The organism is Citreicoccus inhibens (genome assembly GCF_019039035.1).
GTDB classification, from domain to species: Bacteria; Myxococcota; Myxococcia; order Myxococcales; family Myxococcaceae; genus Citreicoccus; species Citreicoccus inhibens.
Genome location: NZ_JAHNZT010000008.1, coordinates 244,819 through 264,984 on the forward strand (window position 1 = coordinate 244,819; position 20,166 = coordinate 264,984).

Genomic DNA, 20,166 nt, shown 5'->3' on the forward strand with positions numbered 1-20,166 from the left:
GAGTCTGGATGGAACCCCCGGACGCCCCAGAGCAGTTCGCGCCCCACCTCCGCGCCACGCTCGCGCTCGATTGGCGACTGCCCTCGCTGCGCGCGGACCTGGAGGCCGCTTCCTCCCGCCCCTTCGCGGAGACCGGCGCGCAGGAGGACTACCTCACGCACTTCGACCTGCCCGCCCACGCGCCCGTGGACGACGCACGAGGTCCGCGCTTCCGATTGGCCCTCGCGCTGGTGCGCGCCCTGGCCGATTCGGGTGCCGCGCTCACCTCCGCGCGACTGGAGGAGACGCAGTCCCTGCTGATGGGGCGTCCCGTCCACTTCCGCCAGGGCGAGGCCTTTGCGCACCGCGGCACGCACCGCTATCGCTACACCCCCGACTTGGAGGCGACGTTCGCGCGCAAGGTGGAGGAGGACGCGCGGGATGGATGCCACCCAGTGGCACAGGCCACTCGGTTGTACTTGGACCTGTGTTTCTTCCACCCGTTCCCGGACGGCAACGCCCGAGCCGCGCGCCTGTGGCTCGAGTACGTGTTGCGACGGGCCGGCCTGCCGACCCCCGCGCTGCACCCGCTGGTGTTGCACCCCAAGCGTCCGGGAGACACCGAGAGCTACGTCCGGTTCGCGCGGCGCATGGCGCGCGCCATCGCGGGCTCCGCCGCTCCGTGCCAGAACGCATCCTGAAAGGACCTCTCCATGTCCCACGCCCAGAACGGTTCTTGGGAGACGCTCCACGCCAGCCTGGATGGCTATCAGCCCGAGCGCATCGCCGCGATGCTGCGCGAGTACCTGACGCCGCGCGTGCCGCCCGGGACGCGCAAGCTCACCGACTCCGAGCGCGAGCGCATGGCCCGCGACGTCCAAGCCCTTCTCCGCGAGAACCTGGGTCCCTGGTACACGGCGACGGGCGTGGAGCTCGGCAACGAGAGCCTCGGCGGCTACTGCTGGTGCCACACGTTCTTCAACGAGAAGCCCGTCACCAATCTGGGCGTGGAGCACAACGTACAGCGCATGCTCCAAGCGCTGGGCCGGGCTCACGCGTGGCTGCGCCAGCTCGGGGAGCTGTTCGAGAAACTGTCACGCGAGCTGCCCTCCGTGGAGACCGACGCGGACATCCGCGCGCTGGCCATCGCCGAGGCCCTGGTGCACGTGGTCGAGCTCACCGAGAAGGCCACGTCCTGTGAGGAGGCCTGGTACTTCTTCGCCGACGAAGCGCTGGACTGGCTGCTGGAGTCGCAAGGCCTGAGGTTGGATCACACCGCCAAGAAGCTCTGGCGGCAGGCCTTCCGCTTCGAGTCCTGGTGCGCGCCTCCCCCTGAGCGCCTCCGAAGCGGCTCCGAAGAGGTCGCGCGCGCCTTGGTGCGCGGCGAGGAGCACCGCCTGGAACGGAAGCGCTGAGAACCGCTGCCCGGTGCATATTCCTGCATACCTGAACCACTCGCACTCTGTGACGCAGTGCCTCACGTGCCGCTTGCACCAGGGTAGGCCGCATAATATTCACGGCACCTCTCCAGTGGCCGCGCCCCTCGCGCGCAGAAGGCTCTGTCCATGACCGTGTCGTCCAAAGTCCCGGCGCTCCTGCCGACCTATGCGCCCTACCCCTTCGCGGTTCATCGCGGAGAGGGGGACCGCGTGTTCGACGCCGAGGGGAACGCCTACCTGGACTGGTATGGCGGGCACTGCGTCTGCGCGACGGGGCACTCGCACCCGCGCGTGGCCGAGGCGGTGGCCACGCAGGCACGCTCGCTGATGTTCTACTCCATGGCGGCGTCGCTTCCGGTGCGGGACGTGGCGGCCCAGAAGCTGGTCGACTTCGCGCCCGAGTCCATCGCGTCCGTCTTCTTCTGCAACTCGGGAACGGAGGCGAACGAGAACGCGCTGAAGCTCGCCATCCTGCTCACAGGCCGAAAGAAGCTGGCCGGCTGTGAAGGCGGCTGGCACGGCCGCACGCTGCTGTCGCTCTCCGTCACGGACGACGCGCCCATCACCCAGCCGCTCGCGGGTCTGCTGACGCCCGCGAAGACGCTGCCCTTCAACGACGTGGCGGCGCTGGCACAGGTGGACCTGACGGACGTGGCCGCGGTCATCGTCGAGCCCATCCAGTCCATGGCGGGCGTGCGGACCGCGACGGTCGAGTGGCTGCGCGCGCTGCGCCAGGCCTGCGACGCGAGCGGCACGCTGCTCATCTTCGACGAAATCCAGACGGGCATGGGCCGCACGGGCTCGCCGTTCGCGGCGCAGCACTTCGGCGTGACGCCGGACATCCTCACGTCCGCCAAGGCCCTGGCCTCGGGCGTCCCCATGGGGGCGACCCTGGTGTCCGAGCAGGTGGCGCGGCGGATCAAGCCCGGAGACCTGGGCTCGACGTTCGGGGGAGGCCCGCTCGCGTGCGCGGCGATGATCGCCACGCTCGACATCCTCCACGACGAGCGCTTGATGGACCGGGCCTCCTACGTCGAAGCGGTGCTGCGCCGAGAACTGAACGGCACGGTGGTGCGCCAGATTCATGGCGCGGGCCTGCTCCTGGGCCTGCGCGTGGGAGCTCACGCGGCGGCCCTGCGCAAGCACCTGCTGAGCGCGCGCATCCTGGTGGGCGGCTCACACGACCCCGAGGTGGTGCGACTCATGCCGCCCCTCAATGTGAGCGAGGACTCCGTCGCGAAGCTCATCGCCGCCATCCGCGCCTTCGCGGCGTAGTGGTTTGGGCTACGGGTACATCTTGCGGATGAAGGCCTTGTCTCTTGACGAGGCCTGGGTGTTCTCCGGTGTGCCCGTGGCCAGCAGCGACGGAGGGCCTTTGATCAGCGCCTTCGGGAACGCGTAGAGCATGATCGACTTCACGTCGAAGCGCGTCGCGTTGAGCTGATCAAGCGAATACTTGTCGATGATGTTCGAGCGGATCTCCGCCTCGGACCAGTTGTTCGGAGGGCCGCCGAACATCGCGAGCACCGCGGGCACGTTCCACACGATGCCGCCCTGCGGGTTCTGGTGCTCGTGGATGCAGCCCAGCGCGTGGCCGAACTCGTGGACGACCACGCGGCGGTACTCGACATCATCCGTATCGTCCCGGAGCCAACCGAAGTTCATCGTCGGTCCGGACTTCGGGAAGTACTGGGTCAGCAGACAGTCGGTGCCCACGGCGGACCACGAGCCCGGATCCGCGGTGAACGAGATGCGCAGCTCCGCAGCGCCACTCGCCACCCAGAGGAACTTCACGTTCGCGTCCGCCAGCCAGGTGTTCGCCTGCTCCGTGACGCGCTGGCGCTGGAGCTTGCTGCCATCGAGGAAGCGCACGCGCAGCGTCTGCCCGGGCTTCCACCGCTTGCCCGTCTCCAACGCCATCTTGAGCGGGTGCAGCGCCACGCCCGGCCGCTTCACCTTGAGGAGATAGGGCGCCGGGTCATTCAGCGGATTCTGCGCGATGGCGCCCCGAGCGGCCTCACGTTTGAGGTCCATGGGAACGACGCGGTCGACGCACAGGCGGGCCTCCGCCGCGGTCTGGAACTTCTTGCTCATGACATCCCCCCCAGGCGCGTGGCCGGACCGCGGCCCGCGCGGCACGGAGCCCGAGCCACGGCGCGAGTCCACCGCGGCGGGGCCCTCCCCTGAGACGTTGAGCACGAGACGTCCCGCATGCCGCGCGGGCGTCATCGGTGCTATGGATGCGGGCGCAGCGCGGCGATGGACGCCGCCCGCGAACCGTCGGAGGCACCATGAACTCGCCCCTTGTCCTTGCCTCGGCCGCAGTCCTGTTCGCTCAGCGGGCGCTCGCCGCCTAGGTCGGTCCCGAAGGTCCGGCACCGCGTGGCTTCGCTCCCGGCTGGGCGCCCTGAAACCAGGTGCGCCGTAGGCACCGCTCTGCCTGGAGTACTTTCCGTGTCCATCGCGTCATTGTCATCACTCGGCTGGGGCCCCGACCTCGCCGACGCCTTCTCACACCTGTCATCGCAGTCCTCCTCGTCCCTCGTCCCCGGCCGCGTCGTGCGCTACACGCGCGGGCTGCTCAGCGTGCGCACCGCCGAGCGGACCTGGTTGGCTCGCACGGCGGGCCGCCTCCTGCACCGCGCCGCCAGCACCGAGGCACTCCCCACCATTGGAGACTGGGTGGCGCTGGCGCCCCCGCCTACTGGAGAAGGCGACGCGCTCCTGCACGCCGTCCTCCCCCGCCGCTCCCTCCTGGCGCGGCGCGAGGCGGATACCGAGCACGAACCCCAGCTCATCGGGGCCAACGTGGACGTGGCGTTCCTCGTCGCGGGGCTGGACGCGAACTTCAATCCCCGCCGCATCGAGCGAGCCCTCACCCTCGCCTGGCAGAGCGGCGCCACGCCCGTGGTGGTGCTCACCAAGGCCGACCTGCTGGAGGACCCCACCGAGCGCGTCCGCGAAGTGGAGGCCCTGGCCCCCGGCGTCACCGTCATCGCGGTGAGCGCGCCGCGCGACCTGGGACTGGACGCGGTGCGCAGTTGGCTCCCCGAGGGGAAGACGGGCGTCCTCCTCGGCTCCTCCGGCGTGGGCAAGTCCACCCTGGTCAACCACCTGTTGGCCGAGGCACGCCTCGTCACCCAGTCCGTCCGCACCGAGGATGACAAGGGCCGGCACACCACCACTCATCGCGAGCTGTTCGAGCTTCCCGGCGGAGGCATGCTCATCGACGGGCCGGGCATGCGCGAGTTGGGGCTGTGGGGCGCCGACGAGGATGGCGTGGACGCGACGTTCGCGGACATCCTCGAGCAGTCCGCGGGCTGCCGCTTCTCGAACTGCCAGCACCGCGCGGAGCCTGGCTGCGCGGTGCGCGAAGCAGTGGCCAGCGGCACGCTCCCCGCGGAGCGCCTGGAGAACTTCGAGAAGCTCCAGCGCGAACAGGCGCGTCAGGCCCGGCTCACGGATCCACTCGCGCAGGCAGACCACCGACGGTGGCTGAAGCAGCGCACGGAGGCGGGCCGCGATCGGAGTCTGGCCAAGCGGCGAGGCGGCAAGTAGCGCCCCGCCGAACACCGCCCTCGTGGCGAATGACGCCCGCGAGGAAATGAAGCGGGGGCGACCCAAGTCCTGGGCCGCCCCCGTCTTTTCTAGAGCCGGCTCACGCCGCGGCGGTGTCCCCGTCGCGCGCGGCCATCAGCTCCGCGAGCAGCACCTTGAGCTTCTCCTTCGCGCGAATCTCCAACTGACGCGCGCGCTCGCGGCTGAAGCCGAAGTGCTCGCCCAACTGGCGCAGCGTCATGGGCGACTCGCTCATCACCCGCTGTTCGATGATGAAGCGCTCACGCGAATCCAGCCGAGACATGGCCTGCGCGATGAGTTCGCGCGTGACGTCAGCCTCCTGTCGCTCCGCCACCTCGTCATCCTGCGTGACGTGGCCGGACTCCAGGAAGTCGAGGTGGCTGGTGGCATCCTCTCCGCCCATGGGCGCGTCGAGCGACAAGTCGTGCCCGCCCATGCGCTGCTCCATCTCGCGCACCTCGGACGCCTTGACGTTGAGCTTGCGCGCGATGGCGGCCGCGTCCACCTCGGTGGGCGTGCCGTTGCCGCCGCGCTCCAGCTCGCGGCGCGTGCGCGCCAGCGCGAAGAACAACTTGCGCTGCGCCTGCGTCGTCCCGAGCTTCACGAGCGACCAGCTCTTGAGGATGTAGCTCTGGATGAAGGCGCGGATCCACCACACCGCATACGAGATGAGGCGGATGCCCTTGTCCGGGTCGAACTTCTGCACGGCCTTCATCAGGCCGATGTTCCCCTCTTGGATGAGGTCCGCCATCCGCAGGCCGTACGAGCGGTACTCGTAGGCCACCTTCACCACGAAGCGAAGGTTGGAGGTGACGAGCTTGTGGCCCGCCTGCAGGTCCCCCTGGATGAATGAACGCGCGAGCGCCTGCTCCTCGGCGGCGGTGAGCAGCGCGTGGTTGCCAATCTCCTTGAGATAGAGCGGCAGGTGTCCCGGCTCATGAGCCTCGACGGAAGAAGACATCGCACTCCCTTTCTCGAGGAGTCGGCGCCGCAACCGCGCGACCCACGCCCCCCAAGGCGTGGCCCGAACTCCTCGCGTCCCGGGATGTCGAGCAAGGGGAGTGCCACCCAGGTGCCTTGCCAGCCCCAGTCAAGACAGCCACTTGGAGCGCACGGCGCCAAGGTGGGGCCGAAAGCCCGTAGGGATTACATGCCCCCTAGGGCAGCTCTCCGAGCCGGCAGGGGCCTGCTGGGCCCAGCGCTACTTCTGAGCCGCGCCGCGCATGGTGGCGAGCACCGCGCCAATGGAGACGAGCGCCGCGCCCGACAACCGCTCACGCCAGACCCTGGCACGCGCCGAGCTCGACAGCCGCTGTCCCGCCACCCCCAGCCGCGCGTACACGGCGAGCACGGGGACCTCCACCACGATGCAGGTGAGGCCGTACACGGCGAACTGCCAGCCCGCGTGAGGCCCCGGGTGGATGAACTGCGGCAACAGTGAGCCGAAGAACAGAATCGACTTGGGATTGGCGAGTTGCTTCGTGAAGCCCTGCGCGAACGGGCTGCGCCACAGCGGGGGCGGCGTCAGCTCGCGCGTGGCGCCCTCGCCCGCGGACAGGAAGGTCCGCACGCCGAGGTACACGAGATAGGCGGCGCCCGCGTAGCGGATGACATTGAAGGCCATCTGCGAGGCGGCGAGCGCGGCCCCCAGCCCCGCCACGGAGATGAGGAAGTACACCGCGTTGCCTGCTTGCACGCCCAGCGCCGAGCCCATGCCAGCTCGGAAGCCCCGGGACATCGCCTGCGTCACCACCAGCAGCACCGCGGGGCCCGGGGTGATGGCGAACAGCAGCTGCGTGAGGGTGAAGGCGGCCCAGAGCGTGAGGTCCATGGCGGCGGCACATCGGAAACGAAAGAGGGGCCACCACCGTAAGGCAGTGCCCCCTCCCTCTCAAGCGACCGCGCGCGCGGCCTACTTCTGCGGCGGCGTCACGCTGCGCACATGGATCTCGCGCAGCTGCTTCTCGTCCACGTCGCCCGGCGCGCCCGTCATCAGGTCCGTGCCCGTCTTCGACTTGGGGAACGGAATCACGTCGCGCAGCGACTCGGCGCCGGTGAGCAGCATGGCGAGGCGGTCCATGCCCAACGCGAGGCCACCGTGCGGTGGCGCGCCGTACTTCAGCGCGTCCAGGAGGAAGCCGAACTTGGCGCGAGCCTCCTCGTCCTGGATGCCCAGCGCCTTGAACACCTCGGCCTGAACCTTGGGGTCATGCAGGCGGATGGAGCCGCCGCCAATCTCGAAGCCGTTGAGGACCACGTCGTAGCGGTGGCACTTCACCCGGCCCGGATCCGTGAGCAGGTACTGCACGTCCTCGTCATGCGGGCGCGTGAAGGCGTGGTGCGCGGCCGCCCAGGTGTTCGTCTCCTCGTCGTACTCGAAGAGGGGCGGGTTGACGACCCAGAGGAACTTCCACTGGCCGCCGCTGCCGTACTCGGGGATGAGGCCCAGCTTCTTGGCCACGTGCACGCGCAGGTTCGCCATCACCGTGTGCACCAGCGACTCGCGGCCGAACTGGAACAGGATGAGGTCGCCCGCCTTGGCGTTGCACGCGGCGTTGATGGCCTGCCGCAGCGCGGGGCTGATCGTCTTGAGCGGCGACTGCGTCCACTCACCCGCCTCGTTCACCTTCGCGCGCGCCAGCCCCTTGGCGCCCGCCTGCTTGACGAAGTCCTCCAGCTTGTCGCTCTCCGCGCGGCTGAGCGGCTTCTCCGCCGGGACGACCATCGCCTTGACGATGCCCTTCTGCTGCACCGCCTCCCACATCATCGGCACGCCGCCGGCCTCGCCGTGCTCGCGGATGAGGTCCGTGAGGACGACGTGCTCCAGCCCGAAGCGCAGGTCCGGCTTGTCGTTGCCGTACTTCGCCATGGACTCGTAGAAGTCCATGCGCATGAAGGGCGTGGGGATGTCGATGCCCAGCACCTCACCCCACAGCTTCTTCAGCAGGCCCTCGATCATCGTAAAGATGTCGTCCTGCGTGACGAAGCTCATCTCCACGTCGATCTGGGTGAACTCGGGCTGCCGGTCCACCCGCAGGTCCTCGTCACGGAAGCACTTGACGATCTGGAAGTACCGGTCGAACCCCGCGACCATGAAGAGCTGCTTGTAGAGCTGCGGGCTCTCCGCCAGGGCGTAGAACTTCCCCGGGTTGATGCGGCTGGGCACCAGGAAGTTGCGAGCGCCGCCGGGCGTGTACTTGCCCATGAACGGAGTCTCCAGCTCCATGAAGCCATTGCCCACCATGTACGAGCGCGTCAGCGCGTTCATCTTCGAGCGCGTCATCAGCGTGTGCTGCAGCGGCCCGCGGCGCAGGTCCAGGTAGCGGTACGCCAGCCGCTTCTCCTCGGACGTACTGACCTTGTCCTCGACGAGGAAGGGCGTGGGCTCCGAGCGGTTGAAGATGGTGAGATCGGTCGCCTTGATCTCGATCTCCCCCGTCTTCAAATTCGGGTTCGCGTTGCGTCCGCGCGAGACGACCTTGCCCTTGATGCCGATGCAGTACTCGAGGCGCAGGTGGCCGGCCGTCTCATGGGCCTCCGCGTGATTCGGCTCGAAGACGACCTGGGTGAGCCCGTCCCGGTCTCGCAGGTCGATGAAGACCGCGCCGCCGAGATCGCGGCGGTTGTGCACCCAGCCGAAGAGGACGACCTCTTCGCCGACATTGGCGGCCGTGAGCTGGCCGCATGTGTGGGTACGCTTGACCTCGGAAATGAACGGGACCGCCATGACACCCGCCTGCTTGGTTTTCGGGGGGAAGAAAGAAGGCGGAGCACCATAGCGGATAGAGGAAACACCGCGTCAAGGAATCCGAGCCCGCGCGAGTCCGCGTCCCTTCACTCCCAGGGGAATACACGTTCCGGTCCGTCCGGAGTAAAACGACGCCATGCTCCGAACAGTCACCGCCGCCGCCGCCGTGCTGGGGCTGGCCGTCGGCTGCGCGCCCAATGATCCGGCGCCGGTCAAGGTCCGCGCCCTCGTGCGCTCCAGCAATGGCCAGTACGCCCCCAAGGAAGTCGAGCTCACCACCATCGAGGACATCGTCGGACTGAAGGGCACCGTCGCCGACTTCCAAGGTGGCGCGCGCATCGTCATCGACCCGAACGACCCCGAGCTCGCCACGGCCACGGAGGCCACGCTCCCGGACATCCTGATCAAGGAGTCGGGCCACGACGTCTCCGCCAGCTACATCAACCAGGGCGGCGTCCTGTGGCCCGCGGACTTCCACACCTGGAACATGGTGACGGCGTATTACAACCTGGAGAAGGCCAACGAGTATTTCCGCACCGTGGCCAACGTGAAGGTCGCCGACTTCGGTCCCGCGCCCACGGTCCACTACTTCCCGGACTTCATCCAGACGCAGGTGAGCAAGGAGCCGGGCAAGGACAACGCCATCTTCTACTCGCCGCTGCGCGCCTTCCTGGTGCTGCCGTTCGATCAAATCGAGCGCGCGCCCCTGCCCCTCAACGCGGGCATCATGGCGCACGAGTACTCGCACCACGTCTTCAACCGGCTGGCCTATGCCGGACAGCGCCTCCCGGAGGTCTTCAGCATCTGGGCCAGCGACAGCCCGAGCCCCGGCGCCAACATCGTGAAGGCGCTGGACGAGGGGCTCGCGGACTACCACGCCTACGGCTCCACCTGCCTCACGGAGAGCGGCTGCGACACCCGCTTCATGTCCACCTCGTTCGAGGGTCCGTTCACGGATGAAGTGGAGCGCCGCGACCTGGCGCGCGCCGACCGCTGCCTGGACGCCACGCTCCTCAACAACCTGTACTCGATGGACCTCTCCACCTGGTCCGGCAACGGGTACGAGTACCGGCTGGGCACCATCCTGGCCACCGCGCTCTATCAGGCCGGACAGTCCACCAATCAACAGAAGGTCCTGATGCGCGCCGTCGCGTCCGCCTACAACGACGACAGCACCGTCACGCCCGGGCTCTACCAGGTGATGAAGAAGTACCAGGGCGACCAGAACAGCTTCACGCTGGCCGAGGCCATGAAGCCCATCATCTCGCACCTGACGGACACGGACCTGAAGAAGGCCGTGTGCAATCAGCTCATGGACCACCTGCAGATTTCGCCCGACCAGCTCACGGGCACCAACCTCTGCCCCCCCAGCGCCGCCGGCGGCAACAAGTGCCCGCGCATCAACGGATGATGAGGACCGCCTTCGTGAAGACCTGGTTTCAGCCCTTCCTCGCCGGCGCCCTCCTCCTCGCCACGCCCGCCCTGGCCCAGCAGGATGACGCCCCTTACGACTACCCGGACGACGAGCCCGCGCGCACGACCAACGACGCGGACGACCCGTACGCCCAGCGCCGCCGCACCGTCGACCAGACCGATGACTTCCGCAACGCCGCCGAGCACGGCGATGACAAGGAGGGCTTCGAGAAGATGTCGCGCCTGGACGACCCCAACCTCGGCGTCGCCGCCGAGCTGATGGGCGGCCTGCTGCTGCTCGACAGCGCCCGGGGCAACGGCTCCGACAAGCGCCTCGCGGCGGGACTGCGCGTCACCTGGGAGTTCGGTCGCCTCATCGACAATGAGACGCTGCACGAGGCCCTCTTCGCGGACCTGCGCTGGCTCTACGGCAGCCTCAGCGACGGCACCACGCTCATCCGCGGTGACACGCGCATCCATTACCTCACGGTGGCGCCCGCGTACCTGCTGCGCCTGGGCCAGTCGAGCTTCGGCTTCTACGGCCAGGCCGGCGCCGGCATCGCCTACCAGAACACCTCCATCACCGTGGGCGACACCGAGACGAAGGTGAACGGCCTCAAGCCCGTGCTCCAGTACGGCGTGGGTCTGCGCGGACGCCCCAGCCTCAACCGCGAGGGGAACCTGCACCTCACCCTCCGCCTGGAGGCCATGGGGCTGCGTCGCGGCTACCTCAATGACTTCTACCTAGGTGCCAGCGCCGGCGTCGGCTTCTGACGCCCCACCGGAGGGAAGCGGCCGGTAGTTTTTGCCTGCCGCTTCCCTTCGCGGCTCCTCGCTCCCTGCCGTTCCAAGGAGTTGAGCCCTGGCACACCCCCTGCTTTCCAGAGCGGCGGGGCGTGGGTGTGGAGGGCGCGGGCCCTCCGGGTGGGAGGCGAGCCATGAAAGGCGTGCAGGGCCAGGGGAAGTATTGGGATCCCGTGTGTGGCAAGCAGCTCGACGAGACGGAGGAGCAGCCCTCCGCCGAGTACAAGAAGCGCCGGTACTTCTTCTGCTCGGAGCGCTGTCGTCGGGCCTTCGAGCACCAGGCCGAGCGCTTCCGACTCAACGAGCTGGCGCGCGCCGGTGCGTTGATGACGCCGGGCCGGGTGCGCTGGGGGCTCGCGTAACCGTCACGCCGCCTGACGCACGTCCTTGAGCCGCAGCGACAGCCGTCGCTGACCGCGGAACGTGTCGAAGCCCGCCTGGAAGGCGAGGTCCACGGGCCCCTCCACCAGCGACACCCGGTCCGCCATACCAAAGCCAATGGCATCCACCTCGGGCGCGTCCAGCAGCGCGAGCTTCAGGTGCCCTGCCCCCCCCCCCGACTTCGCGGGCAGCACGCGCGGGCGGGCCACCTGATGCCGCAACACGAGCACCGGCTCCGGGTTGCCCTGACCGAACGGCCCGAGCCGCTGCAGCGACTCCACCGCCGTGGCGTCCAGGTCCCCGGGCCGCACCACCGCGTCCACCTTGCAGCGCGGGATGAGGTCCTCGGGCGACAGGCGCTGGGCGGCGATGCGCTCGAAGGCCTCGCGGAAGGCCGGCAGGCGGTCCGCCTCGATGGTGAGGCCCGCCGCGTGCTTGTGGCCACCAAAGCGCAGGAAGAGGTCGCCACAGCCGTTGAGCGCGTCGAACAGATGGAACGCCTCGATGCTGCGCGCCGAGCCCTTCCCGATGCCGTCCTTCACGCCCACCATCACCGTGGGCCGATAGAAGCGCTCCACCACGCGCGAGGCGACGATGCCAATGACGCCCGGGTGCCAGCCCTCGTCGTAGAGCACGAAGCCACGCACGTCGCCCAGGGACTCCGCCTGCGCCAGCGCCTGGGTGAGGATGCCGCTCTCGATGCCCTGCCGCTCCGCGTTCGCGCGGTCCAACACGCCCGCCAGCGCGCGCGCGGATTCCAGCGACTCGGAGCACAAGAGCTGCTGCCCCAGCGACGCGTCATGCAACCGGCCCGCGGCGTTGATGCGAGGCCCGAGCCGGAAGCCCACCTGCCCCGCCGTGACGGTGGCGTCTGGGTCCATACCCGCCACCTCCTTCAGCGCGCGGATGCCCGGACGGCGCCCCTGGGACAGCTCCTGGAGGCCATGCGCCACGAGGATGCGGTTGGCGCCCGTCAGGGGCACCACGTCCGCCACGGTGGCCAGCGCCACCAGGTCCATCAGCGACTTGAGGTTGGGCTCCTTGCGCGTGGCGAAGAAGCCGTCCTCGCGCAGGCGCTTGCGCAGGCCCATGCAGAGGTTGAAGGCCACGCCCGCCGCGCACAGCACCTTCGTGGGGTACTCGCAGCCGGGCTGGTGCGGGTTGAGCACCGCCACCGCGGGCGGCAGCGTGGGCGGCACGGTGTGGTGGTCCACCACCACCACGTCCAGCCCCAGCTCCTTCGCCCGGGCAATCTCCGCCACCGACGTGATGCCGCAGTCGAGCGTCACCAGCACCCGCGTCCCATCCGCGGCAATGCGCTCCACCGCGCCCAGGTTGAGGCCGTAGCCCTCATCCAGCCGGTGGGGAATGTACGTCGCGGCCGTGAGGCCCAGCTCCTTGAGGAACAGGTAGAGCAGCGACGTGGAGCTGACCCCATCCACGTCGTAGTCGCCGTACAGGGTGACCTTCTCGCGCTGCCGCAGGGCGCGCGTCAGGCGCTCCACCGCGCCCGTCATGCCCTTCATCCGGAACGGGTCCGGCAAGTCGGCCAGTCGGTCAGAGAGGAAGGCGGCGGCCGCCTCAGGCGTCCGGTACCCCCGGTGCAAGAGCACCTTCGCCGCCAGTGGGTGCAGCGACAGCTCTCCGGCGAGCGCGCCCACCTCCTGCTCCACCACGTCTGGAATCAGCCACCGCATGACGGAGGACAGTACCTCAGACGTCCGACGAAGGGAGTCCAACCTTTACCACGACATTTCCTTCCTGCTCGGGCGTTCAGGCATCCCCTCGCGCGCTCGCCAGCCTCGGCGCGGGGCCGCGGAGCGCGTCACTCCCGACGGGAAAAACGAAGGGCCCTCGCCCCCGATTCCTCGGGAGGAGGGCCCCAGTTTTGCGCCGCGCGAGTGTCGCGCGGACGACTCAGGCGACCTTGGGCTGCTGCTTGGCGCCGTCGTGGTGACGGGCGTCGCGGGCCGCCGCGCGCTCATCCAGCCACAGCGTCAGCGGGCTCGCGATGTACACGGACGAGTACGTGCCCACGATGATGCCCACGAGCATCGCCATGGCGAAGTCCCAGATCTCCCCCACGCCGAAGATGAGCAGACCGACGAGCGACAGCGCCGTCACGCCCGAGGTGAGGATGGTGCGGGCCAGCGTGTCGTTGACCGCGATGTTGATGACCTCGGCCAGGGGCTTGCCCTTGTACTTGGCCATGTCCTCACGGATGCGGTCGTAGATGACGATGGTGTCGTTCACCGAGTAGCCGACGATGGTCAGCAGCGCGGCGATGGACGTGAGGTTGAACTCACGCTGGCTCACCAGGAAGTAGCCGGCCACCATGATGACGTCGTGCACCATGGAGAGCAGCGCGCCCGGGCCGAACTTGAAGTCGAACCGGAACGCCACGTAGATGAGGATGGCGAACATCGAGTACAGCAGCGCCATCACACCGCGGTTGCGCAGTTGCTTGCCCACCTGCGGACCCACGTAGTCCACGCGGCGCTGCTCGAAGTCCGGCTTGTCCAGCCCGGCGCCCAGCGCGGCGAACACCTTGTCCGCCATGCCGCTCGCGACGACCTGGTAGTCAAAGCCGTTGCCGGCCTGCGAGGCGCCCAGGTCACGCACTTCCTGCACGCCCGTGCCCGTGCTCTCCACGGCCTGCTTCACGGCCGCGGCGGACAGCGGGGTCGCCGAGCGGAAGTTGATGATGCCGTTGGCCATGTCCGCGTACACGTTGCGGACCTGCCCCAGCCCCTGGATGGCCACCTTGGCCTTCTCCGCGCCCTCCTCGGTGAGCTGCGTCACGCCGCCCATGCGGAGCAGGAACGCATTCTCTTCCGAGGCGCCAATGCCCTGCACACTCACGTCGTGCAGGCCGCCCTTCTGGGCGCGCTCGCGGACGTCCGCGGCGGTGGTCGGGTGGTTGAACTTCAGCTCCACCACCGTGCCGCCGGCGAAGTCCACGCCGAAGTTGAACCCCACCGTGGCGATGCCCACGATGATGGCCAGGTTCACCAGGGTGGAGATGAAGACGGCAGGCTTGCGCTTGCCGATGAAGTCGATGTTCGTCTTGTGCTTGAGGATCTGCATGGCGGTTTCCCGTGCGCGGCGCCGGCTTAGACCGACACCGTCTGCGCGTTACGGCCGTGGACGAAGTAGGTCGTGATGACGCGGGTCACCACGATGGACGTGAACAGGGACGCCAGCAGTCCCACGATGAGCGTGGTGGCAAACCCACGCACCGGCCCCGTTCCGGTGAAGAACAGGATGAAGCCAGCGATGAGGGTGGTGACGTGCGCGTCGAAGATGGTCCAGAAGGCGCGATCGTAGCCCTGGTCCACCGCCGCCCGCGCGCTCTTGCCGTGGCTGAGCTCCTCGCGGATGCGCTCGTTGATGAGCACGTTGGCATCCACCGCGATGCCCAGCGTCAGCACGAAGCCCGCGATGCCCGGCAGCGTCAGCGTGGCGTTGAAGAACGCCAGACCCGCGAGGATGAGCAGGCCGTTGAGCAGGAGCGCCACGTCCGCGATGAGGCCCGTCTTCCGGTAGTAGATGGCCATGAAGACCACCACCAGCGCCAGACCGACCGCCGCCGCGAGGCTGCCCTTCTTGATGAGCTCGTCACCCAGCGTCGCGCCCACCTGACGAATCTCGCCCACCGTCACCGGGGCCGGCAGCGCGCCCGCCTTGAGCACCAGCGCCAGCGTCTGCGCCTCGCCCAGCCACTCCTCGAAGCTGCGCGCGCCCGCGCGGCCCATGGTGATGCGCGCCCGACCGCCGCCAATCTTCTCGTTGATGCGTGGCGCCGAGTGCACGTTGTCATCCAGCACGATGGCCATGCGACGGCCCACGCCCGCCTCGGTGAGCTTCTCGAACTCGCGCGCGCCCGCGGCGTCGAACGCGAGGTTCACCTCGGGCTCGTTCATCTGCCCGATGGAGGCGTCCGCGCCCGACAGGCTCTCACCCGTCAGCGGCGACTCCTTCTCCACCAGATAGCTGCGGTACGACAGGCAGTCGTTCTTCTTCACCGGGTTGGCCACGCACTCGGTCAGCACCTGGCGGTTCTCCGGGACCTTGCCCTTCGTGTACTCCAGCAGCGCCTCGCGGCTGGGCGAGGACAGCTGGGGGAAGCCCTCGGTGTCCGACAGCGTCACCTTGCTCTCGGGAGAGGGCGGGTGCTGCTTCACCATCTCCGCGAAGAACTGGGGATTGGAGTCATCCACCATCCGGAACTCGAGCTGCGCGGTGGTGCCCACCAGTTCCTTGGCCTGCTCCGGGTTGCTGCGGCCCGGCAGGGAGATCTGGATGGAGTCCGTGCCCAGCTTGCGCACGTCGACCTCGGCCACGCCCCACTTGTCGATGCGGCGGCGGATGACGAGCATCGCCTGATCCACGGCCTCCTCGCGGAAGCGCGTCATCTGGCCCTCGTCCGGCGCCAGCACCAGCTTGTCGCCGTTGCGGCCGACCTTGCTGAAGTCACCGAAGGTGCTGAGGACGTCCTTCTCCACGGCGTCCATCGCGCTCTCGGGGCTGACGGTCAGCGTCAGCTGCAGCCGCTCCGGATCCGTGTCGGCCGTGACCGTCGCCAGCTTCTTGTCATTGACGAAGTTGGCGATCTGCTGCCCGCGGCGCTCGGTGCGCTTCTGCAGGGCCGTCTTGGTGTCCACCCGCATCACCATGTGGATGCCGCCCTGGAGGTCCAGCCCGAGGTTCAGGCGGTACTTCGCGGGGGGCGCCCACTTGGGCAGGCGCTGCTCCAGCACGGAGATGTTGTTGCGCTCGGAGCGATCGAGCACGACCAACGAGTAGTAGGTGGGGACCAGGAACCAGATGGTCCCCAGCGTCACCGCGACAATGAAACTGAACTTCCACCACCAGCCGCGGTCCATTACTTCTCCTCCTTCTTCTTCTCGTCGGCGCTGGCCGGCGCGCCCTCCGCCACCCCGCCCCGAGCGGTGATGGACGTCTTGAGCATGCGGACCCGCACGCCGTTGGCGATCTCAATCGTCACGGTGCGCTCATCCACCTGATGGATCTTCCCGAGCAGACCGCCGGCGGTGACGACCTCATCGCCCTTCTTCAGGCCCGCCAGGAGGTTGCGGTGCTCCTTGAGCTGCTTCTGCTGGGGCCGGATCATGACGAAGTACATGATCGCCACCAGGAAGATCAGGAATCCCACGGTGGGCAACGGGCCCCCGCCACCTGCCTGCGCCAGAATCAGAAAGCTCTCTGCCACACACTGCCTCGTTCGTTGAGGAAGGACCCGGAACGTTCCCCCCTGGAATCGGGGGGCGAAAATTCATCCGAAAGGGGGGCCTCTTAGCAAGGGCGTCCCACGCGAGCAAGTGAACGCCGGAACCCTGGCAATCCAACCGGTTGTCTACCGACCACGGGTCCGCTCGGCCTCCTGGGCGTGGGCCTTGGCCCGGAACTCCCGGGCGAACGCGGCGTAGCGGTCCTCCGCGATAGCCTTGCGCACCTCCGCCATGAGCGTGAGGAAGTAGTGCAGGTTGTGCAGGGTGTTGAGCCGCATGGCGAGGATCTCCCCCGCCGCGAACAGGTGGCGCAGGTAGGCGCGGCTGAACGTCCGGCAGGTGTAGCAGGAGCAGGCCGGGTCCACCGGGCGCGGGTCCTTCGCGTATGCCGCATTGCGGATGACGAGCTTGCCCTCCGAGGTGAAGAGCAGGCCGTTGCGCGCGCAACGGGTGGGCAGCACACAGTCGAACATGTCCACGCCATGTTCGACGCACGTCACCAGGTCCACCGGCGTCCCCACCCCCATCAGGTAGCGCGGCCGGTCCCTCGGCAGCAGCGGCGCGGAGTATGCCACCCCGGCGTGCATCGCCTCGGGCGCCTCGCCCACGGAGTAGCCCCCCAGCGCGTACCCTGGCAGGTCCACCGCGCACACCTCCTCGGCGTGGCGCTTGCGCAGGTCCTCGTGGAGTCCGCCCTGGACGATGCCGAACAGGGACGAGCGCTCGCGGCTCCACGCCTTCACGCACCGGTGCAGCCACCGCGTCGTGCGCGCCAGGGACTTCTCCAGGTAGGAGCGGTCCTCGGTGGAGGGCGGGCACTCATCGAAGGCCATGATGATGTCGGCGCCGAGCGTCTCCTGGATGTCGATGGAGCGCTCGGGCGTAAGCGAGTGCTTCGCCCCGTCCAGGTGCGACTGGAAGAAGGCGCCCTCCTCTGTGATCTTCCGCTTCTCCGACAGGCTGAACACCTGGAAGCCGCCGCTGTCGGTCAGCATGGGCCGCTCCCACGAGATGAAGCGGTGCAGGCCGCCCATCTCCCCGATGAGCGGCTCTCCGGGGCGGAGCATCAGGTGGTACGTGTTGCCGAGGATGATCTGCGCATCCAACGCGAGCAGGTCATCCGGCCCCACGCCCTTGACGCTGCCCACGGTGCCCACCGGCATGAAGATGGGCGTCTCGATGGGGCCGTGAGGGGTAAGGACCCGCCCTCGGCGCGCCTTCGTGCCCGCGTCCTCATGGAGCAGTTCGAAGCGCACCTGCCCCGGCGCCACCCGCGTGTCACCCTTCTCTTTTCGCACCGCGTCGCCCATCGCGCTCACTCCATCACCAGCATGGCATCGCCGTAACTGAAGAACCGGTACCCCGAGCGCACCGCGTCCCGGTACGCCTCCAGCGTGCGCTCACGGCCGAGCAGCGCGCTCACCAGCATCACCAACGTGGACCGAGGCAGGTGGAAGTTCGTGAGGAGCACGTCCACCTGCCGGAAGGCATAGCCCGGTCGGATGAACATGGTCGTCTCCCCCGGCCCCGCGCGCACCTGCCCCGTCTGCGCGTCCGTGGCGGACTCGAGCGTGCGCACCACCGTGGTCCCCACGGCCACCACGCGCCGCCCTTGCGCCCGCGCCTCGTTCACCGCGTCAGCGGTGGCCTGGGGCACGGTGAAGCGCTCGGGGTGCATGCGGTGCAGGTCGAGCGCCTCGTCGCGCACCGGGAGGAATGTCCCCGGCCCCACGTCCAGCGTCACCTCCACGCGCCGGACGCCCCGCGCCGCGAGCGTCGTGAAGAGCGCCTCCGTGAAGTGCAGCCCCGCGGTGGGCGCGGCGACGGCTCCGGACGCGCGCGCATAGACGGTCTGGTAGCGCTCGGCGTCCGCGGCGTCGGGCTCGCGGGTGATGTATGGCGGCAGCGGCAGCCGCCCGGCCGCATCCAGCAGCGCGGCCAGGGAGGTGCCCGGCGCCGCGTGGAAGCGCACCTGGTACTCACCGCCCCCGAGCACCTCGCGGATCTCCGCTGTCAGCCCCCCGGAGAACGCCACGGACTGGCCGGGCTTGAGCCCCTTGGATGCCTGCCCCAGGCACACCCAGTCGAGCGCCTCGGGCGCCTCGCCGAGCGCGGCCGAGGTGAGCGTCGGCGCCGAGGGCCGCACCACCAACAACTCCACCCGTCCGCCCGTCCCCACCTTCTGTCCCAGGAGCCGCGCGGGGATGACGCGCGCGTTGTTCACCACGAGCAGGTCATCCGGACGCAAGAGGTCCGGCAGCTCCGCGAACTGGTGATGGGCTCGCTCGCCAGTGGAGCGACGGACGACCATCAACCGCGAGGCATCGCGGGTGGCCAGGGGCGCCTGGGCAATCTGCGCCTCGGGCAGCTCGAAATCGTAGTCAGACAGGCGTGACGACACGGGGGCAGCGCTTGTAGCAGCCCGCGCGCCGTCACGGAATCTCGCGGTGAGGCTCGGTCAGTAGAGGTGCTGGAGCTCGGCCCCCGGGTAGTAGTGCGTGAGGATGGCCCGGTAGTCGCGCCCCTGGTCCGCCAGCGCCTTGGCGCCCCACTGGCACAGCCCCGCGCCGTGGCCATAGCCCCGGCCCGAGAACGTGTAGCCGTGCGCGGTGCGCTCCACGTCGAAGTCCAGGCTCTTGAGCCGCGTGTAGCCCAGCTTGCGGCGCAGCAGCACCCCGTCCACCACCGAGCCGTCCCCGAGCGTCACCCGCGTCACCCGATGCGTGTCCGTGCGCCCCGTCACCTTCAGCCCCTCGGGCGAGGCGCGCAGGGCGGAGCGCAGCTCGCCGTCGGACATCGTGGCCGTCCACTTGCTCGCCGGCAGCTTGCCGCACGGGCAATCGACCGGCCGCAGATACGGCAGGTCGCGCTGGAGTGCGGCGAGCCCGGATTCGGTCCGGCCACCGCACGAGGCGTGGAAGTAGGCCTCGATGGGCGCCAGCTCGAACGTGAGCACCTCGCCCCGAGTGGCCTCGACGGCGGCGCGCGTCTTGGGGTCCTCGCGGTTGACGCCGCCGTAGACCTGATGAAGCACGCTGCTGCCCAGGTGGAAGGCGTTGCTGTAGGCCTCCAGCTTCTTCTGGAGGGCGTACGTGCGCGCGGCGACCGCCTGGGCCTTGAGGGCCTCCAACGGGAAGGACACGGGCATCTCGCTGCCCAGGACCGCGGCCAGGTAGTCCTCCAGCGAGATGACGTTGATGAGCTGGAGCCCGTCTTTGAACGTGCGGACCACCACGTCACCGCGAACCTGGGAGCCCCCCGCGCGCAGCGGCTCGTCCCCGGGAACACCCGCGTCGATGGCATTGGCGCCCGCGCGGAAGCGCACCGCGTCCCCCATGACGGGCGCGCCGTTGACCTCCAGTCTCCCACCGCGCCGGCGAATCAGGGCCTGCCCGCTCGACAGCGGGACGAACTGGGCGTCCTCCGCGTCGCCGCCCATGGCGAGCCCTCGGCCACTCACGCGCACCTCGCCATCGGCATCCTCCATGGCAATGCGCATGGTCTCCACGGCGAGCGCGGGCAGCGGGGAGAGCAACAGGAGCACCAGTGCGACAGGTCGCAACATGCTGGG

The 20,166-nt window shown here is 68.9% G+C and carries 18 protein-coding genes; 7 read left to right on the forward strand and 11 right to left on the reverse strand.

What is annotated here, in order from left to right:
• Positions 1 to 8: 8 nt before the first annotated feature.
• The 3 genes from KRR26_RS13385 (at position 9) to KRR26_RS13395 (ending at position 2,693) form a co-directional block, all read left to right on the forward strand.
• Complete coding sequence (locus tag KRR26_RS13385; protein ID WP_217079986.1) at positions 9 to 680, forward strand: Fic family protein; 672 nt, start codon at positions 9 to 11, stop codon at positions 678 to 680.
• Positions 681 to 692: 12 nt separating this feature from the next.
• Positions 693 to 1,394 carry a hypothetical protein gene (locus tag KRR26_RS13390; RefSeq protein ID WP_217079987.1) on the forward strand — a complete coding sequence of 234 codons (702 nt, stop codon included), beginning with the start codon at positions 693 to 695 and terminating at the stop codon, positions 1,392 to 1,394.
• A 150-nt stretch (positions 1,395 to 1,544) separates the two neighbouring features.
• Positions 1,545 to 2,693: an aspartate aminotransferase family protein gene (locus KRR26_RS13395; RefSeq protein WP_120208700.1), complete on the forward strand. Its 1,149-nt coding sequence runs from the start codon at positions 1,545 to 1,547 to the stop codon at positions 2,691 to 2,693.
• Between the two features lie 9 nt (positions 2,694 to 2,702).
• Here KRR26_RS13395 and KRR26_RS13400 read toward each other — a convergent pair whose 3' ends face one another.
• Positions 2,703 to 3,512 (reverse strand): matrixin family metalloprotease, encoded by an 810-nt coding sequence (locus KRR26_RS13400; protein WP_217079988.1) that lies wholly within the window; start codon positions 3,510 to 3,512, stop codon positions 2,703 to 2,705.
• A 360-nt stretch (positions 3,513 to 3,872) separates the two neighbouring features.
• Between KRR26_RS13400 and rsgA the strand changes: the two genes are divergently transcribed.
• Positions 3,873 to 4,976 (forward strand): ribosome small subunit-dependent GTPase A, encoded by a 1,104-nt coding sequence (gene rsgA / locus KRR26_RS13405; protein ID WP_233577330.1) that lies wholly within the window; start codon positions 3,873 to 3,875, stop codon positions 4,974 to 4,976.
• Between the two features lie 100 nt (positions 4,977 to 5,076).
• On the opposite strand, the gene KRR26_RS13410 is transcribed toward rsgA, so the two are convergent.
• The 3 genes from KRR26_RS13410 to aspS form a co-directional block, all read right to left on the reverse strand.
• Positions 5,077 to 5,958 (reverse strand): RNA polymerase factor sigma-32, encoded by an 882-nt coding sequence (locus KRR26_RS13410; RefSeq protein ID WP_120208696.1) that lies wholly within the window; start codon positions 5,956 to 5,958, stop codon positions 5,077 to 5,079.
• 240 nt (positions 5,959 to 6,198) lie between these two features.
• A complete protein-coding gene (locus KRR26_RS13415) occupies positions 6,199 to 6,828 on the reverse strand; it encodes a LysE family translocator (RefSeq protein ID WP_120208694.1) in 630 nt (209 codons plus the stop codon).
• Between the two features lie 81 nt (positions 6,829 to 6,909).
• Positions 6,910 to 8,724 (reverse strand): aspartate--tRNA ligase, encoded by a 1,815-nt coding sequence (aspS, locus tag KRR26_RS13420; protein WP_217079989.1) that lies wholly within the window; start codon positions 8,722 to 8,724, stop codon positions 6,910 to 6,912.
• Positions 8,725 to 8,881: 157 nt separating this feature from the next.
• Here aspS and KRR26_RS13425 point away from each other — a divergent pair, with 157 nt between their 5' ends.
• The 3 genes from KRR26_RS13425 (at position 8,882) to KRR26_RS13435 (ending at position 11,324) form a co-directional block, all read left to right on the forward strand.
• Positions 8,882 to 10,156, forward strand: a complete 1,275-nt coding sequence (locus tag KRR26_RS13425; protein ID WP_120208690.1) for a hypothetical protein — start codon at positions 8,882 to 8,884, stop codon at positions 10,154 to 10,156.
• A 14-nt stretch (positions 10,157 to 10,170) separates the two neighbouring features.
• Positions 10,171 to 10,932: a hypothetical protein gene (locus KRR26_RS13430; protein WP_328707121.1), complete on the forward strand. Its 762-nt coding sequence runs from the start codon at positions 10,171 to 10,173 to the stop codon at positions 10,930 to 10,932.
• Between the two features lie 164 nt (positions 10,933 to 11,096).
• The gene (locus KRR26_RS13435) at positions 11,097 to 11,324 is read left to right on the forward strand and encodes a YHS domain-containing protein (RefSeq protein WP_120208686.1); all 228 of its coding nucleotides are present in this window, start codon (positions 11,097 to 11,099) and stop codon (positions 11,322 to 11,324) included.
• Positions 11,325 to 11,327: 3 nt separating this feature from the next.
• Here KRR26_RS13435 and recJ read toward each other — a convergent pair whose 3' ends face one another.
• From recJ to KRR26_RS13470, 7 genes are all read right to left on the reverse strand, one after another.
• Positions 11,328 to 13,040, reverse strand: a complete 1,713-nt coding sequence (gene recJ, locus KRR26_RS13440; RefSeq protein WP_120208684.1) for a single-stranded-DNA-specific exonuclease RecJ — start codon at positions 13,038 to 13,040, stop codon at positions 11,328 to 11,330.
• A gap of 220 nt (positions 13,041 to 13,260) precedes the next feature.
• A complete protein-coding gene (gene secF / locus KRR26_RS13445) occupies positions 13,261 to 14,430 on the reverse strand; it encodes a protein translocase subunit SecF (protein WP_120208682.1) in 1,170 nt (389 codons plus the stop codon).
• A 26-nt stretch (positions 14,431 to 14,456) separates the two neighbouring features.
• Positions 14,457 to 16,229 (reverse strand): protein translocase subunit SecD, encoded by a 1,773-nt coding sequence (secD, locus tag KRR26_RS13450; protein ID WP_120208681.1) that lies wholly within the window; start codon positions 16,227 to 16,229, stop codon positions 14,457 to 14,459.
• Positions 16,229 to 16,576, reverse strand: coding sequence for a preprotein translocase subunit YajC (gene yajC / locus KRR26_RS13455; RefSeq protein WP_120208679.1), 348 nt, complete (start codon positions 16,574 to 16,576; stop codon positions 16,229 to 16,231). Before yajC ends, secD begins: the two co-directional genes overlap by 1 nt.
• A 144-nt stretch (positions 16,577 to 16,720) precedes the next feature.
• Positions 16,721 to 17,905 carry a tRNA guanosine(34) transglycosylase Tgt gene (gene tgt / locus KRR26_RS13460; protein ID WP_120208678.1) on the reverse strand — a complete coding sequence of 395 codons (1,185 nt, stop codon included), beginning with the start codon at positions 17,903 to 17,905 and terminating at the stop codon, positions 16,721 to 16,723.
• Positions 17,906 to 17,910: 5 nt separating this feature from the next.
• On the reverse strand, positions 17,911 to 18,996 hold the full coding sequence (queA, locus tag KRR26_RS13465; RefSeq protein WP_120208676.1) for a tRNA preQ1(34) S-adenosylmethionine ribosyltransferase-isomerase QueA: 1,086 nt from the start codon (positions 18,994 to 18,996) through the stop codon (positions 17,911 to 17,913).
• Between the two features lie 57 nt (positions 18,997 to 19,053).
• Positions 19,054 to 20,160 carry a SpoIID/LytB domain-containing protein gene (locus tag KRR26_RS13470; RefSeq protein WP_120208674.1) on the reverse strand — a complete coding sequence of 369 codons (1,107 nt, stop codon included), beginning with the start codon at positions 20,158 to 20,160 and terminating at the stop codon, positions 19,054 to 19,056.
• Between the last annotated feature and the right edge of the window lie 6 nt (positions 20,161 to 20,166).

Coding starts and splice junctions, on each gene's coding strand:
- KRR26_RS13385 (WP_217079986.1), top strand. CDS start 9: ATGGAACCCCCGGACGCCCCAGAGCAGTTCGCGCCCCACCTCCGCGCC.
- KRR26_RS13390 (WP_217079987.1), top strand. CDS start 693: ATGTCCCACGCCCAGAACGGTTCTTGGGAGACGCTCCACGCCAGCCTG.
- KRR26_RS13395 (WP_120208700.1), top strand. CDS start 1,545: ATGACCGTGTCGTCCAAAGTCCCGGCGCTCCTGCCGACCTATGCGCCC.
- KRR26_RS13400 (WP_217079988.1), bottom strand. CDS start 3,512: ATGAGCAAGAAGTTCCAGACCGCGGCGGAGGCCCGCCTGTGCGTCGAC.
- KRR26_RS13410 (WP_120208696.1), bottom strand. CDS start 5,958: ATGTCTTCTTCCGTCGAGGCTCATGAGCCGGGACACCTGCCGCTCTAT.
- KRR26_RS13415 (WP_120208694.1), bottom strand. CDS start 6,828: ATGGACCTCACGCTCTGGGCCGCCTTCACCCTCACGCAGCTGCTGTTC.
- aspS (WP_217079989.1), bottom strand. CDS start 8,724: ATGGCGGTCCCGTTCATTTCCGAGGTCAAGCGTACCCACACATGCGGC.
- KRR26_RS13425 (WP_120208690.1), top strand. CDS start 8,882: ATGCTCCGAACAGTCACCGCCGCCGCCGCCGTGCTGGGGCTGGCCGTC.
- KRR26_RS13435 (WP_120208686.1), top strand. CDS start 11,097: ATGAAAGGCGTGCAGGGCCAGGGGAAGTATTGGGATCCCGTGTGTGGC.
- recJ (WP_120208684.1), bottom strand. CDS start 13,040: ATGCGGTGGCTGATTCCAGACGTGGTGGAGCAGGAGGTGGGCGCGCTC.
- secF (WP_120208682.1), bottom strand. CDS start 14,430: ATGCAGATCCTCAAGCACAAGACGAACATCGACTTCATCGGCAAGCGC.
- secD (WP_120208681.1), bottom strand. CDS start 16,229: ATGGACCGCGGCTGGTGGTGGAAGTTCAGTTTCATTGTCGCGGTGACG.
- tgt (WP_120208678.1), bottom strand. CDS start 17,905: ATGGGCGACGCGGTGCGAAAAGAGAAGGGTGACACGCGGGTGGCGCCG.
- KRR26_RS13470 (WP_120208674.1), bottom strand. CDS start 20,160: ATGTTGCGACCTGTCGCACTGGTGCTCCTGTTGCTCTCCCCGCTGCCC.